Origin of the sequence: Hamadaea sp. (genome assembly GCF_013362815.1) — a bacterium.
Classification (GTDB): Bacteria; Actinomycetota; Actinomycetes; order Mycobacteriales; family Micromonosporaceae; genus Hamadaea.
In genome coordinates this window covers 91,512-106,685 of the sequence record NZ_JABFVK010000046.1, presented here as the reverse complement: position 1 = coordinate 106,685, position 15,174 = coordinate 91,512, and the positions used below count along the sequence as shown (strand labels likewise).

Genomic DNA, 15,174 nt, shown 5'->3' with positions numbered 1-15,174 from the left:
CTGCTGCGTGTCCGAACCGAAAGTTTCCGTGCAGCAGTTTCGCTCGAGCCCTCGTCTGTAGGGAGCATGAGACTCAAACATGCGGTGCTCGCGGTCCTCGCGACCGTCGGAGCGCTGAGTGTTCCCACAACATCGACCGCCGAACACGGCGTACCAGCCGCTGTGACCCAGCCCGGCTCCAGGTCCGTCACACTCCTCACCGGGGACCGCGTCACCCTGGCGGGCTCCGGAACGGCCGCGGTCGATCCCGGTCCCGGCCGGGACAAGCTGCTCTTCCAGCAGTATCGAGACGGTGCCGGGCACGTGGTCGTCATCCCGGAAGATGCGCGGGCGCCATTGGCGGCGGGCCGGCTGGATCGACGGCTGTTCGATGTCACGGCCCTCGTCGAACAGGGCTACGACGACGTGCACGACGCGAAGATACGGCTGCTCGTCTCCTACGCGACGGGCCGTGCGGCGACCGTGCCGCTGGCGAAGTCCGGAGCCGCCGTCACGAGGGATCTGCCGAAGCTGCGACTGTCGGCCATGGTCGCGCCGAAGCGTACGACCGGAGAATTCTGGCGCAACCTTCGCGGATCTCGAGCAAGCGGGTCGACACTGGCCAACGGCGTGGCCAAGGTCTGGCTGAACCAGCGGGTGAAAGCGTCGCTGGACCAGAGTGTGCCGCAGATCGGCGCGCCTGAGCTGTGGCATTCGGGGCTTCGGGGCGATGGGGTGACCGTGGCCGTGCTCGACAGTGGCTACGACAAGACCCACCGGGACCTGGCGTCGGCCGTGACACAAGCGCGTGGATTCACCGACGCGGGCACCGACGACACCGCTGACGGCGTCGGGCACGGTACGCACGTCGCGTCGATCGTGGCCGGTCGCGGCGTCGAGTCGGCCGGGAAGTACACCGGCGTAGCGCCCGGGGCAACCCTGATCGTGGGCAAGGTGCTCGACGACGCCGGCTATGGCTACGACGACTGGATCCTCGCGGGCATGCAATGGGCGGTCGACCAGCATGCCCGGGTGGTGAACATGAGCCTCGGCGGCGGCCCGACCGACGGCACGGATCCGCTGAGCGAGGCGATCAACCAGCTCACCCGCGACTCCGGCACGCTGTTCGTGGTGGCGGCCGGAAACTTCGGTGCAGATCAGAGCGTGGCATCGCCCGGCGCGGCGACCGAGGCGCTGACTGTGGGCAGTGTGACCAAACAGGACTCGTTGAGTCCGTTCTCCTCGCGCGGGCCGCGCATCGGCGACGCGGCGATCAAACCAGATCTGACAGCGCCCGGCAGCGACATCGTGGCAGCCCGCGCCGTGGGTACTCCTGCCGGTGACGAAGATCCGGTGGACGATCATTACACCCGGTTGTCCGGCACGTCGATGGCCGCGCCCCATGTGGCCGGGGCCGCGGCCTTGCTCGCCCAGAAGCATCCGGAGTGGACGGCCGCACAGCTCAAGGCCGCATTGATGACTACCGCTCGGCCGCTGCCGGATCAGTCCGTGTACGCACAAGGCGCAGGCCGGATCGACGTCGCCGCAGCAGCCCGCCAAAGCGTGTCCGCCGACGTGGGCAGTCTCAACCTGGGCCGATTCGCCTGGCCCTACTCCACCGCTCCAGCGGTGTCGAAGAAGGTGGTCTTCCATAATCCGGCCGGCACACCGGTAACCCTCACGTTGACACATTCGGTGACCGACGGCAGCGGCAAGCAGGCACCGGTCGTGGTCACTCCGGAGTCGCTCAGCGTGCCCGCCCATGGCGACGGAACCGTGACCGTGACCGTAGACCCGGCGGGAGCCTCGGCCGGTCTGTTCGGCGGTGCCCTCACTGCGACGACCGGCGACGGCAGCACCGTGCGCGTCCTGCTGGGGGCGAGTTTCGAAGCCGAGAGCTACAACCTGACCGTGACGACCATCGGCCGGGACGGTCAGCCGACCGATCTCACCAACCTGGGCGTCATTCCGCTCGACGATCCGACCGGCACGCAGTTCCCGGTGTCGGATTCCACCGGTCAGATGATGCTGCGCCTGCCGAAGGGCCGATACGCCGTGGCCGGCTTCGTCGGCACGAGGGCCGGCGACGGCTCGGCGGGCTCCGCCACCGCGTCCGCCCAGCCGAATCTCGACCTCGGCGAAGACACCCACATCACCTTCGACGCCCGCGCCGGCAAGCCGATCGGCGTACGCGTGCCGGGGGAACCGACCGCCCGGCAAGTTCGCCGTTCCGACGACATCATCTACCGCGTGGGCGGCGTCGCCATCAACATGGCCGTGTCCGGCTACGGCGACCTGCCCTTCTATGCGGTAGGCGTGGACGGCGTGGACGGGCTGGACTACCACACCTACGCCAACTGGATGCGGCCCGAGGCCACGATGACCGTCTCCGCGCCGGAATCGTTCGAGGTCCTCGTCGAGTACGCGGACACCAGCGCCCGGTTCGTCGGCGACCGGGCCATCGCCGTGGTCGACGGCGGCCTCGGACGACCCGAGGATCTGGCGAAGGTCGACGCTCGTGGGAAACTCGTCTTGCTCCGGCGCTCCGACGACCTGGATGTGCCCGCTCAACTCGCCGCCGTGGTCCAAGCGGGCGCCGCCATGGCCATCTTCCCCCGGCTTGGCTTCTTTCCGTTGCCCATCACCGAGCCGACCACGGTGCCAGTGTTCACCACGAGCCGTACGGCCTTCGACCACCTGGCATCCCTGGCTGCTCAGGGCGCGGTATCGACATTGATGCATGGCTATTCAGGTGCCAGCCCGTACTCATACAATCTCGTGTTCAGCGAGCACGGTGGCCTGCCCGCCGGCCGGATCTGGCAGGCCGACCAGAATTGTCTGGCCGCCGTGGTAGGCCAGTATCGATCGGTCGGCAAACCGGGCCCTGCCAAGGCGTCGGCCGTGCCAGACGGCTTGTCGCTGTGGGTTTCCGGATTGCCCGTGGACCTGCCCATGCGGCGGGTGGACTTCTACACGCCTGGCGGCTGGTCCACGAACGTGTACATAGCGGCCGCCGACGCTCAGCAGTACGGCGGCCGGGTCGTCTACGAGGCGGGCCGTGGCTACACGTCGCGATGGAACGTCGCGGTCATCGGGCCGAAACTGGTGCCAGTCCCGAGCTGGACCGGTGGGAAGCAGGCGGCGGTTTCCCGAATCGGAAACACGATCACCGCTACTGTCGCGGCGTACTCCGACGCCACACCCGGCACGTATGCGCCCGTCGGCTCCGCGTACGACGCCGGCGATCTTCGGCTCAGCCGCGACGGCCGACCCGTCGGCGATCCCGGGAGCCCGGACGGCGCCCAGTGGCAGGTCCCCGCAGACGAGGGCACCTACCAGCTCCGGCTCCAGAGCAGCCGGGTATCGGCCGCATGGCAGCTTTCCACGAAGCTGTCGACGGTGTGGACCTTCAGGTCCAAGCCCGAGGACTCCGCGTTGCCGCTGCTCGGCGTCTACTATCAGGTGCCGCTCGACGACGCCAACGCGATGGATGCGCGCCACCCGGTGCCGTTCACGATCTCGGTGGCGCGCCAAGAACTCGCCGAAGCTGCGACGGTAGACCGGGTGCAGGTCTGGTCGTCGTTCGACGACGGCGCGACCTGGCAGGCCTTGACCGTGCAGAACACCGCCGACGGCTGGCGGGTCACCCCGCCCACCGGTGGCAGGGCCGGTGCGTTCGTGTCGCTGCGGGTAGCCGCGACGGACAGCCAAGGCAACGCCGTGGACCAGACCGTCATCCGCGCCTACCGGCTCAAATAGCGGTGGCAGCCCGAGTGCTGTCAGAGCACTCGGGCTCCGCCACGGCTCATGGCTCAAATGTGCGGCAGGCTGCGGCAGCTTCTCAGGCCGGGAGAAGGCCGATCGCCTCCTTCGCGGCGCGTACCTTGTCGCCGGCGCGCTCGCGGGCGCGCTTCGCGCCGTCACGCAGCACCGAGCGCAGGTATTCCGGGTCCGCCGCCAGGGCCAGGTACCGTTCGCGAACCGGGCCCACGGTCGCCACCACCGCGTCCGCCACCGCCCGCTTCAGATCGGAGTACCGATCGAACTGGGAGGCCAACGTCACCGGATCGCCGTCGGTGCAAGCGGCCAGCACTGCCAGCAGGTTCGCGACGCCCGGCTTGCCGGCCGGGTCGTAGACCACCTCGTCACCCGGGTCGGTGACGGCACGCATCACCTTGCGGCGCAACGTGTCCGGCTCGTCCAGCAGCCGCAACGACCCGGCCGCCGAGGACGCCGACTTGCTCATCTTGGCGTCGGGCGCGGCCAAGTCCATGATCCGCGCGGCGAACGCCGGGTTCACCGCCTGCGGGATCGCGAACGTCTGCCCATAGCGGGAGTTGAATCGGGTCGCCACGTCCCGGGCCAACTCCACGTGCTGACTCTGGTCGTTGCCGACCGGCACCTCGTCCGTGTCGTACAGCAGGATGTCGGCCGCCATGAGCACCGGATAAGTCAGCAGCGACAGGCGTACCTGATGCTGCTGCTGGCGGGACTTCTCCTTGAACTGGATCATGCGCTGCGCCTCGCCGTACCCGGTGGTGCACTCGAGCAGATAGTGCAGCTCCGTGTGCTCGGGCACGTGTGACTGAACCATGAGCAGCAGGCGCTCGGGATCGGCGCCGGCCGCCATCAGCAACGCGGCGAATTCGAGAGTCCGTCGTCGTACCGCGTCCGGGTCGTGGTCCAGCGTGAGCGCATGAAGATCGGAGATGAAGGCGATGGTGTCGGCGTGCTGCTGCCGGGCCACGATGGGCCGGATGGCGCCCAGGTAGTTACCGAGGTGCAGGTCGCCGGAGGGGGTGAAGCCAGTGAGACGCGTGGTCATCGCAAGTGCCTTTCCGTGGTCGGGTCTGTGATCCGAGCCACCCGGGCCGACCGGCCGACGCCCCACGCGAAACGGCCGCCCAACCCGGGCGGCCGCGAAGAGATACGCGAATGAACGGTGCCGCCCGTTAAGGGCGCCACCAGCTGAGGTTCAGCTGAGTCATCCGCATACAGGCACGGTACCACTGACCACCGGCGGGCGGTACCGGTAGGTGGCCGCTCACAGCGGGTGCTCGCCGTTCAGCGTAGGGAAAGCCCCGATTCCTGCGAGCCCCGGCGAACCTAGCGTCGAAGGCGTGACCCGCCTCCTGTTCGCGATCGAACGCTACGACACCTCCGGCGGCCTCGCCTTGCCGGTGTTGCCGGAGCTGCCGGACGGCACGGAGGTCAGGCTGGTCGCGGCGGTGCACCTGCCGGCTGACGACGTCCTGCTCGCCCTGGTTGAGGGGCCGGACGCGGACACCGTGGCCGGAGTCGCCGTCGCGGCCGGGTGGCGGGTGGATCGGTTCTGCCCGGCCGTCTGGGTGCAGGCCCCGTCGGCTCGTCTCCAGCCCGGCCCGGAGTCCGGGCCTCCCCCGGAAGGAATCTGATGAGGATCGGATGTGTTCTGACGCCGGTGCTGCTCGCCGCGGTGCTGGCTGTGTCGGCCTGCAGCGGCGATCCGGCCGACGTTTCGGCCGACGGCTCGGCCGCTCCGGCCCCCGTCGTCTCGGTGGCCACTCCGGAGTTCAGTCAACCGGCGACCCAGCCGGACCCGTGCAAGCTGCTGACGAAGGCCGACGCCGAAAAGCTGACGCGTACGCCGCTGGACGACGCGGTGGCCGTCCTGGAGACCTGCACCTACACCGGCCCGGTGACCGGACCGACCGCCCAGGTGGAGATCTACGTCGGCGACGGGGCGAAGAAGATGCTCGACGTCGACCGGGATCTGCAGCACGCCTTCACCCCGGTGACCGGCGCCGGTGACGAGGCGTACCTCGAAGACGGCGTGGTCTTCGTGCGCAAGGGCGAAACCTGGGTGGCGATCCGGCTGGTGTTGCTCAACGACCCCGCCGCCAATCGCATACCGCTGGAGAATGCTGCGCGGACCGTGGCCGGACGGCTCTGACATGCGCCGGACGCTGACCGCGTGGACGGCGGTCCTCGCGCTCGCGATGACCGCTTGTGGATCCACATCGGACGAAGCACCGCCGGACGACACGCGGCTTCGGTTCGGGCAGGCGGTCGCCGGTCATCCGGCGGCGCGACTGCAGCCGGACGTGGTGGTGGTCGGCGGGGGCGGCGACGTGATCCGGTCGGTGACCGCCGATGGGCTCACCTGGCGGATCGACGGCGGCGCTCCGCACGCGCGCGATCTCGCACCCGGCAAGGTCATGTTCGTGACCGACCGGGCGGTGGGCCGGGTGCTGGACCTGGCGCAAGACGGCGGCGATCTGCTCGTCACCGTCGGGCCGGTCGACCTCACCGAGGTCATCCGCGACGGGACCTTCGACAAGAAGGACGTCACCCTGGGCGATCCGCTCATCTACCTCGCCGGACAGCCGCTGTGGGCGCAAGACGCCGGAACGCCACCCGGCGGGACGGGGAAGAGCGTCCCGTTGCGGCGCAAGGACGACCGCCCGGCGCAACCCGCTCCGATGCGCGGTGGCAAGGCGACCACGCAGGCGCTGGGGTACACGGTGTACACCAGTTGCTGCACCGACGGCGTCGGGGCGCACTTCACCTACGACGACGGTGGCGTACGCCTGACCGGGACGGTCACGCTGACCTTCCGCAAGCCGGACGCGAGCTTCCAGCTGGCGATCGGCGCAGGCAAGGTGACGCGGGCGGAACTGCAGGTCAGTGGTGGCTTCGGGATCAAGGTCGCCTTCGAGGCGGGGATTCAGGACGGCCGCAACCATCGCAAACAGTTCCCGATCGACGCCGACCTGTCGTTCCCGATCGGGCAGATCGCCGGCATCCCGTTGTCGTTCACGGTCAGCCAGACGCTGACGGTCGAGACCGCCTTCGGGGCGAAACTGGGCACTATCAAGGGATCGGGCGAGTTCGGTCTGGCCGGCTCGATCGGCTTCGGCTACCGCGACGGCTCGTTCGCCCCGCGGGTCACCGATCAGTTCCAGCGCAAAGCCAGCCTGCTCAACTCCTTGTCCGGAGTTCCGGTCGGCGTCATGGGGCTGGTCGTCCGGCACGGCGTACGGTTCACCGTCGGCGTCAGCGCCCTCGTGTTCAAGGCCGGCGTCTACGCCGAACTGACCACCTCCTACGGCACCACGCTGGGTTCGGCGCTCGGGGCGGCGTACGCGCAATGCCGGGGGGTCGCGATCGGAGTCCAAGCCGCCTTCGGCATCGGCTACTCGATCCTCGAACCCGTCGTGAAGGTGATCAACAAGTTCCTCAGTCTGCTGACGCCGATCACCGGCAAGCCGATCCCGCCGATCAAGGCGACCGGCGGATTGCGCTGGCCGCACACCGTCTACACGAACGAGGAGGTCATCCCGGACGCCCAGGTCTGCGGGCACGCGCCCAAGTGAGCCCGTCGTGTCCGGTGGCACAGCCATGCCATGATCCCTCGCATGGAACCGGTCGGTCGGGACGGCGTACTGGGCCAAGCGTGGCGCGCCCTGACCGAGGGCGGCGCGGTCCAGCTGCACGGACCGGCCGGGATCGGCAAGACGGCGGTGTGGCGCGCGCTCGTCGACCGCGCACGCGAGGAGGGCTGGCTCGTCCTCGCCTGCGCGCCGACGGAGAACGAGGCTGGCTTGCCGTTCGCGGCGCTCGCGGATCTGCTCACACCGCTCGCCGGGCACGTCGCCGCATTGCCGCCGCCGCAACGGATCGCCGCCGAGGCGGTGCTGCTGTCCGCGGCTCCCGCCGAGCCGGTGGACGAACGCGCGATCGGCGCCGCGACTCGCTCACTGCTCGCCTCCGCCGGTCGGCCGGCGCTCCTCGCGATCGACGACGCGCCGTGGCTCGATCCGCCCAGCGAGCGCGCCGTGCGCTACGCGGTGCGCCGGCTGGCTCCCGGCCCCAGCCTGCTGATCAGCTCCCGCGCCGAGGCCACCGCACTCGGGCTCGAGGAACGACCGTCGCCGGTCACCCTGATCGGGCTCGATCCGCTCGGCGTCGGCCCCTTGCACCACATCTTGTACGCACACCTGAGGCGCTCGTTCGGCCGCCCGTTGTTGGCCAGGATCGCCCGCGACGCCGCCGGGAATCCGTTGCTGGCGATCGAATTGGCGCGAGCCGTCCTCCGATTGACGGAGTTGCCCCGGCCGGGCGACGATCTGCCCGTCGCGGCGTCGATGCACGATCTCGTGGCGGCGACGTTGCGCGACCTGCCCACCGAGACGCGAGAAGCGGTACGCCTCGCGGCTTTGCTCGCTGCGCCGACCTTGCGGGACTTGGCGGCGGCGGGCGTACCGGCGACGGCGCTCGACGCCGCGGAGGAGGTCGGACTGCTCACTGTGGACACCCGCGGCGTCCACTTCGCTCATCCGGTGTACGCCTCGGCGGTGCGAGCGGCCACGCCTGAAGGCGTACGACTGCGTTCTCATGGTTTGCTTGCCGCGACCGTAGCCGATCCCGACGAGCGGGCGCGTCAGCTGGCCCGGTCCGCCGTCGTGCCGGACGCGACGGTGGCCGCGGATCTGGAGTCGGCGGCGGCCCGGCAGCGATCGCGGGGTGCCCCGGCAACGGCGGCCGACCTCTACGACCGGGCGGCCGACCTCACTCCGGAGGCCGATGCGGACGTGGCCGGGCGGCGGGTCCTGGCGGCGATCCGATGCCGGTTCGACAGCGGGGACTACGCGGCGGCCGCCACTGCCGCGGAGGCTGCGATCGCGCGGCTCACCGGCGACCAGCTGGCGGAGGCGCTGTTGCTGCGGGCGAGCGTCGCGTGGGCCGCGGACGACCTCGCCACCGCGATGGCGTACGCCGAACGGGCGCTGGCCACCGCGGCACCAGGCACGCACCTTGCCGGGCGGATCCACGCGCACATCTGCCTGTTCCAGGACTCGCCCGCGCCCGCCCGTGAGCACGCCGAGATCGCGATCGCCTTGCTCGACGGCAGCGCCGACGACCGTCCGCTGCTGGCCGGAACAATCCTGAACCTGTTCTTCCACGAGGTACGCGCCGGCCTGACAGCGCGGACGGAACTGGTGGAGCGCGCGCTCGACCTCGAAGACGGCCGGCCCACCTGGCTCGGCGGCACCGTCCCGGCGATCTGGTGGAAGGCGGTCGACGATCACGGCCGAGCCCGCACGCGCTTGCAGGACATGCTCCGGTACGCCACGGCAGCAGGCGACGAGGCATCGCAGCACGAGATTCTGACCCATCTCGGTGAGACCGAGCTGCTCGCCGGCCGGTTCACCGACGCGGAGGAGAGCATCACCGCCGCCCTCGACCTCGGCCGGCAACTGGGTACGGGGCTCATCGGCGAGACCTGGCTGGCCGCGACGCTGGACGCGTACCGGGGTCGGCTGGACCGGGCCGGCGAGGTTGCCTCCGCCGGGTTACGGCACGACGACGTGTGGGCTCGCCGAATCCATCTGCAGCTCGCGGGGTTCGTCGCGCTGTCGGACGGGCGGATGCGGGACGCTGCGGACGCGTACGCGGAGCTGGCGCATCTGCTCGACGCGACCGGAGTCGTCGAACCGATCGCACTGCGATTCGAACCCGACTGGATCGAGGCGTGCGTGGGGGCGGGCGACCTCGACGCCGCGCGCAAGGCATTGACCCGACTCGAGCAACGGCACGCCCGCCTCAGCCGTCCATGGACGACACTCGGACTCGCTCGAAGCAGGGTTCTCCTCGCCGCAGCCGTCGGCGAAGCAGCCGACGTCGAGCTGGCGAATCTGATCGGCGTACGCGACGCCACCCCACCCGACGTCGTCCCGCTCGACCGGGCCCGATGCCTGCTCGTGGCGGGTGTCGTGCATCGTCGCGCCCGGCGCAAACGGGAATCCCGCAGCGCGCTGCAGACGGCGTACGCCGAGTTCACCGCCCTCGGCGCAGCCGCCTTCGCGCTGAAGGCCGAAGCCGACCTGGCGCGTACGGGTGGCCGAGCGGCTGCGGCGGACGAGCTCACCCCGACCGAACTGCGGGTCGCTCGCCTGGCGGCGTCGGGCCAGACGAATCAGCAGATCGCCGACGAGCTGTTCATCAGCCCGAAGACGGTCGAGGCGAACCTCGCCCGGGCGTACCGGAAACTGGGCATCCGCCGCCGGGCCGAGCTGGCCCGAGCGATCCCATCCGCCTGAGCCAAGGTGTCGTCACTCTTCGGACTGCCGCCGCCACGTCCAGGCGGGCACCTCGCGGATCGGGTGCAGCTGGTCGTCTGTCTCGGCCCGCGAGTTCTGCTGGGCGACGCGAGCACCGAACTCGATGTGCTCCCGCACTGCTGCGCGGAAGTCTTCGTCATCCGGCAGGTCGGCCTCATCCAACGATTCCAGGTAGAGGGCGACGAACCGGTCCCGCTGCTCGTCGGTGATCTTCAGGTGGCGGTGGACGTCGATGAGGTACGAGAATCCCAGCCTGGCGGTGAATCGGTCGGGGCCGCCGAACGACTCCGCCGTGAACCAGGTCAGGTGTTCCACGTGGGTCGGCTGCCGGGTATGAAACACGGTTCGAAGGACCGGATCGGCGAGCGCCTTGGCGTAGAACAACTCTTCCAGGCGATGCAGGGCCTCATCGCCGCCGGCGAACTCGTACAGCGAAGTCATCGCTTGCTTCCTCGACAGGCTGGGTAGCGCAGAGGGCTCGGTGGGCTTGATCATAACGTGTCTATCAATGACGTTCCACGACAGACTCCGCCGCAGGCCTCGATCGAGTGCCCTGCATCTGCGACTTTCGGTCCGAAACCCAGATCAAGTTCCCGTCATATGCGCCAGCGGGTCCGATCGCGCACACCACCGGAACTCGATCTTCGAAACGGCCCGCCGATCGCTGTCCACGGGTACTCGTTCATGAGCTGAGAGCCTGTTGGCAAAGCGCGAGAGGCCATGATCGTCGGTTCCCGACAGTTTGGCGGATCGCGCGCAGATGATCGTCAGCTTCCGTTCTTGGCGGAGATCAACGGAGAAAATGTGGGGTTATGGCACCGCGAATCTCCCGCTGATCATGGCGAACAAGGTGGGGAACTGTCGGATCAGGGTGGCAGGGTGATCTTCATGAGTGACGTGGAAGTGCGGCTGGTGCCCTGGTCGGAGGCGGATCTGGCGATCCTGCGGCGGGCCAACACCCCGGAGATGAAGGAACACCTCGGTGGGCCGGAGACCGAGGAGCAGGTGCTCGCCCGCCACCAGCGCTATCTGAAGCTGGACAACGGTCAGATGTTCCGGGTCGAGCTGGTGCCGGGCGGCGAAGTCGCGGGCAGCATCGGCTATTGGGATCGAGAATGGGACGGCGAGACGGTCTACGAGTCCGGCTGGCACGTCTTCCCGGAGTTCCAGGGTCGGGGCGTCGCGACGGCGGCGGCGCGGGCGATCATCGCCGAGGCTCGGCGTGACGGCCGGCATCGGTGGCTGCACGCGTACCCGGGCGTGGACAACCCGCCGTCCAATGCGATCTGCCGCAAGGCCGGGTTCGAGCTGGTCGGGCCGGTCGACTTCGAGTTCCCGCCGGGGCGGCCCATGCGCAGCAACGACTGGCGGATCGATCTAGCGGCCTAGGGCCTGTCAGGTCAAGGGACCGCGTGGCCGAACGGTTGCAGCGTCGACCGGATTTCGGCGGCCTCGTGCGGGGCGACCTGGTCCAGGAGGTCGGCCGCAGCCAGCAGGAAGCGCTCGGCCGTGTCGGGATCAGTGGTACGCCGCGTGCGCCCGGCCCCGGCCAGTGCCTTGGCCTGCTGGTGGCGGGCGGCCATCGTCGCTGCGCGGGTCGCTGCCGCGGCGTACAGGTCGGTGGCGACACCGAGACGCCCGGCTTGCTCGTGCAGCGCCGCGAGGGCCAGGTCGTTCTCCAGGTCGGCCGCACCCATCCCGAGGGCCCGCAGCATGTTTCCGGCGTGCAGCCGGGCGTCGAGGGAACCCGCGAGATCGCCGGTGAGCCGGAGCCCGGCCGCGATCGCGGCGGTGGCCTGGGCGGCGACTCGGCGTTCGCCGATCTCCTCCGCCAGTTCGAGCGCTCGGCGGGCATTGCGCAGCGCCGGAGCCGGCTCGGCCAGCTCGTCGTACGCCCAGGAAAGGGCGAGTGCGAGCCGAGCCTGGTCCAACGGATCGTCGGACTCGGCATAGATGACCATCGCCTGCTCGAGGCAGTCCACGGCCAGCCGGGGGCGGCCCGAACGGAAGTAGACGTTGGCCAGCCCGCTGCTGAGCAGGAACGCCTCGAACCGTGGATGTGGCAGCGCGCGTACCTCCGCCAGCGCGCGGTGCAGCTCGGCGAGCGCCTCGTCGTAGCGGCCCTGCCGTTCGTAGGAGATGGCGAGGTTGCAGCGCGGCAGGGCGTTCGGCGGTCGCGCCGGAAAAGCCCTCTTGACGGCCCTATTCAATGAGTGAATAGTGGGCGCGTGTCCACCCGCCACCTCCTGCTCGGGCTGCTCGCCCGGGGCCCTCAGCACGGCTACGAGCTGAAGCGAGCCCACGACGACGCGTTGCCGTCGGCGAAGCCGCTCGCGTTCGGGCAGGTGTACGCGACGATCGGGCGCCTCGAACGGGACGGGCTCATCGAACCGGCCGGGTCCGATCGGGTAGCCGGACCGGAACGGGTCAGCTACCAGCTCACCCACTCTGGGCGTACCACATTGGCGGAATGGCTCGACGCGGTCGAGACGCCTGCCCCGCACCTGGGGGGAGCGTTGCTGGAGAAGGTCGTGGTCGCGCTGCTGGCCGCGGACCGGGACACCGCGACGCGCTACCTGGTGCAGCAACGGGCCGCGCACATGGCCCGGATGCGCGAGCTCATCCAGGTACGCCAGACGGCGACCAGCGTGAGCGAGGCCGCCGCGGCCGACTACACGATCACCCACCTCGACGCGGACCTGCGCTGGATGCAGCAGACCGCCGCCCGCGTCGACGCGCTCGAGAAGGAGATCCGGCCATGACCTTGCTGACCGGCCGTGCCGTCACCAAACAGTACGGGCGCACCGCCGCGCTCGCCGAAGCCGACGTCGAGGTGGCCGCGGGGGAGATCCTCGCGGTGACCGGGCCGTCCGGTTCGGGCAAGTCGACGCTGTTGCTGTGCCTGTCCGGCATCGTCACCCCCGATTCCGGCGAGGTCTGGTTCGCCGGTGCGCGGCTCGACGACCGGGGTGAGGCGGCCCGGGCGGTCCTGCGGCGTACGGAGATCGGGGTGCTGCTCCAGCACGGGCAGCTCGTGCCGGAGCTGACGGCCGTCGAGAACGTCGCGTTGCCGTTGCTGCTCGGCGGGGCGACCCGGGGCTCGGCCGCGCGATCCGCCGAGCAGTGGCTCGACCGGTTCGGCGTCGCGGGGGAGGCGGCCAAGCGGCCCGGTGAGCTGTCCGGCGGTCAGCAGCAGCGGGTGGCGCTGGCCCGGGCGCTGGTCACCGGGCCCCGGCTGTTGTTCGCCGACGAGCCGACCGGTTCGCTCGACTCGGTCGCGGGGGAGTCGGTGCTGGCCGCGCTCGTGTCGGCGGCCAAGGACAACGCCACCGCCGTCCTGCTGATCACGCACGACGCCACCGTCGCGGCGTACGCCGACCGCGAGGTTCACCTCCGCGACGGCCGCGTGCTGTCGGGGGTGACCGCGTGAGGTTCACGACGCTCGTGCGGCTGGCGTACCCGGGATCGTTGACGGACCGGGTGCGGATCGCGATCACGATCGTGGGCGCGTTACTGGCCGGGCTGTCCGTGCTGGCGATCGGCACCGTGCTGAACATGGCCCCGACCGAACGGCGCATCACCCTGCCCGACGGCGGCTGGAGCTTGGATCCGTACAGCTGGCGGTACACCTCGACACTGCTCAACGAGTCCGGCCTGCGGCCCGGCCTCATCGCCATGGTGGCGGCCACGATCATCCCCGCGCTGGTGCTGCTTGCCCAGGCGGCGCGGCTCGGCGGTCCGGCTCGCGACCATCGGCTGGCCACGTTGCGGCTGGCCGGTGCCACCCCGAGGCAAGCGCGGACGATCGCCGCGGCGTCGCAGGCGTTCACGGTCGCGATCGGCGGGGTGCTCGCCGCCGCGACCTACCCGCTCGTCAAATGGCTGCTTCATCACCCGACGATGGACGGCGTCCGGATCACCGCGGCGCAGGCCGACGGCGGTCCCGAGACGCATCCCTACACCGGCCTGCTGCTGCCGTTGCCGACCGACACCTGGCCCGCCTGGTGGAGCTGGGTGGTGGTGATCGTCGTGTTGCCGCTGGTAGCCGGGCTGATCTCGATGGCCGGGCTGCGCCGGCTCATCAAGTCGCCGGTCGAGGCGTCACGTCGCGCCCGCCGAGAACGTCCGCGGATCTGGCCGGTCTGGCTGGTCGCCGCCGGCCTCGCCGACATGTCGGCCTGCCGCGCCTGGATCGACGCACTCGACCGCGCGGGTCAATCCGGTGACCGGCTGATCGCGCCCTACGTCCTGCTCGTGGTGGGCATCGCCGTGATCTGCGTTGGGGTCCCGCTCAGCGCGGCGACGGTCGCTTATCTCGGGGCAAAGATCACTTTACGGTACGCACACCGCCCGGCCCCGCTCATCGCCGCTCGCCGGGTTCTCGCCGACCCGTACGCCGGAAGCCGAGCGGTCTCGGCGTTGCTCGTGTGCGCCGTCGTGTTCGGGGCGCTCATCGGCATCCGTACGCAGATGGACTTCGACCTCGAGGTCCAGGCCCTTTACGGGCAGACCATCGGCGACCGGGAACTCTACGAGCTCGTCATGAACATGCTGTCCGCACTGTCGGTGATCTTCATCGGCTTCGCCGCTGTCGGGCTGCTCATCGCCCTGGTCGACGCGGCGATGACCCGCCGCCGGACCGAGGCGGCCCTGCTCGCGGCGGGCACGTCGACTCGCGTACTGGTGAACGCCCGGATGATCGGCGTCTTCCTCGTGGCGGTCCCGGGCGTCCTCCTGGGACTCGCCACTGGATTCGCCTCGCCCAGCCTCGCTTCAGGTCCCCAGCACGCCCCGGCCGCCGTCGAGACCGTCTGCCATGATCTCGGCAATTCCGAGCTCATCGTGCCCTGCACCGAGGCCGGGGTCGCCCAGCAGAAGAAGGCCGACCGCGACGGCGGCAACAACCCGGCCTACTCGTGGGTCGAGTATCACTCGAAGGGACCGTGGCACGCCGTCCACGCGCCGATTCCGTGGGCGCGGCTCGGCTTGGCCGGTGGCGTCGACCTGCTGGCGATCGCGCTCGTCACGATCCTGAGCCTGCTCGTGGGACGCCGGTCGCCGGCCGAAACAGCCCTGCGTACCACCTGAGGGG

12 protein-coding genes are annotated in these 15,174 nt (G+C 70.1%); 9 read left to right on the top strand and 3 right to left on the bottom strand.

The window, feature by feature from the left end; all coding sequences use genetic code 11:
• The first annotated feature begins 66 nt into the window (after nt 1-66).
• On the top strand, nt 67-3,738 hold the full coding sequence (locus HOV77_RS21905) for a S8 family serine peptidase (protein ID WP_290864504.1): 3,672 nt from the start codon (nt 67-69) through the stop codon (nt 3,736-3,738).
• 82 nt (nt 3,739-3,820) lie between these two features.
• On the opposite strand, the gene trpS is transcribed toward HOV77_RS21905, so the two are convergent.
• On the bottom strand, nt 3,821-4,804 hold the full coding sequence (gene trpS, locus HOV77_RS21900) for a tryptophan--tRNA ligase (RefSeq protein ID WP_290864502.1): 984 nt from the start codon (nt 4,802-4,804) through the stop codon (nt 3,821-3,823).
• Nucleotides 4,805-5,099: 295 nt separating this feature from the next.
• Here trpS and HOV77_RS21895 point away from each other — a divergent pair, with 295 nt between their 5' ends.
• The 4 genes from HOV77_RS21895 to HOV77_RS21880 are packed head-to-tail and all read left to right on the top strand — an operon-like array spanning nt 5,100 to nt 10,061.
• On the top strand, nt 5,100-5,393 hold the full coding sequence (locus HOV77_RS21895; RefSeq protein ID WP_290864500.1) for a hypothetical protein: 294 nt from the start codon (nt 5,100-5,102) through the stop codon (nt 5,391-5,393).
• On the top strand, nt 5,393-5,911 hold the full coding sequence (locus HOV77_RS21890) for a hypothetical protein (RefSeq protein ID WP_290864498.1): 519 nt from the start codon (nt 5,393-5,395) through the stop codon (nt 5,909-5,911). Before HOV77_RS21895 ends, HOV77_RS21890 begins: the two co-directional genes overlap by 1 nt.
• Nucleotides 5,880-7,334 (top strand): hypothetical protein, encoded by a 1,455-nt coding sequence (locus tag HOV77_RS21885; protein ID WP_290864496.1) that lies wholly within the window; start codon nt 5,880-5,882, stop codon nt 7,332-7,334. Before HOV77_RS21890 ends, HOV77_RS21885 begins: the two co-directional genes overlap by 32 nt.
• A 42-nt stretch (nt 7,335-7,376) precedes the next feature.
• Entirely contained in the window at nt 7,377-10,061 is a 2,685-nt protein-coding gene (locus tag HOV77_RS21880) for a LuxR family transcriptional regulator (RefSeq protein WP_290864494.1), read from the top strand.
• Nucleotides 10,062-10,073: 12 nt separating this feature from the next.
• Here HOV77_RS21880 and HOV77_RS21875 read toward each other — a convergent pair whose 3' ends face one another.
• Nucleotides 10,074-10,523: a group II truncated hemoglobin gene (locus HOV77_RS21875; RefSeq protein ID WP_290864492.1), complete on the bottom strand. Its 450-nt coding sequence runs from the start codon at nt 10,521-10,523 to the stop codon at nt 10,074-10,076.
• Nucleotides 10,524-10,970: 447 nt separating this feature from the next.
• On the opposite strand from HOV77_RS21875, the gene HOV77_RS21870 reads away from it, so the two are divergent.
• Complete coding sequence (locus tag HOV77_RS21870; RefSeq protein ID WP_290864491.1) at nt 10,971-11,471, top strand: GNAT family N-acetyltransferase; 501 nt, start codon at nt 10,971-10,973, stop codon at nt 11,469-11,471.
• A gap of 11 nt (nt 11,472-11,482) precedes the next feature.
• On the opposite strand, the gene HOV77_RS21865 is transcribed toward HOV77_RS21870, so the two are convergent.
• A complete protein-coding gene (locus HOV77_RS21865) occupies nt 11,483-12,292 on the bottom strand; it encodes a tetratricopeptide repeat protein (protein WP_290864489.1) in 810 nt (269 codons plus the stop codon).
• An 18-nt stretch (nt 12,293-12,310) separates the two neighbouring features.
• Here HOV77_RS21865 and HOV77_RS21860 point away from each other — a divergent pair, with 18 nt between their 5' ends.
• From HOV77_RS21860 to HOV77_RS21850, 3 genes are read left to right on the top strand one after another with little or no spacing between them, the layout of a single operon-like run.
• Nucleotides 12,311-12,844 carry a PadR family transcriptional regulator gene (locus HOV77_RS21860; protein ID WP_290864487.1) on the top strand — a complete coding sequence of 178 codons (534 nt, stop codon included), beginning with the start codon at nt 12,311-12,313 and terminating at the stop codon, nt 12,842-12,844.
• Nucleotides 12,841-13,512, top strand: a complete 672-nt coding sequence (locus HOV77_RS21855) for an ABC transporter ATP-binding protein (protein WP_290864485.1) — start codon at nt 12,841-12,843, stop codon at nt 13,510-13,512. Before HOV77_RS21860 ends, HOV77_RS21855 begins: the two co-directional genes overlap by 4 nt.
• Complete coding sequence (locus tag HOV77_RS21850) at nt 13,509-15,170, top strand: FtsX-like permease family protein (protein WP_290864483.1); 1,662 nt, start codon at nt 13,509-13,511, stop codon at nt 15,168-15,170. The genes HOV77_RS21855 and HOV77_RS21850 overlap by 4 nt, the downstream gene beginning before the upstream one ends.
• The last annotated feature ends 4 nt before the right edge of the window (nt 15,171-15,174 follow it).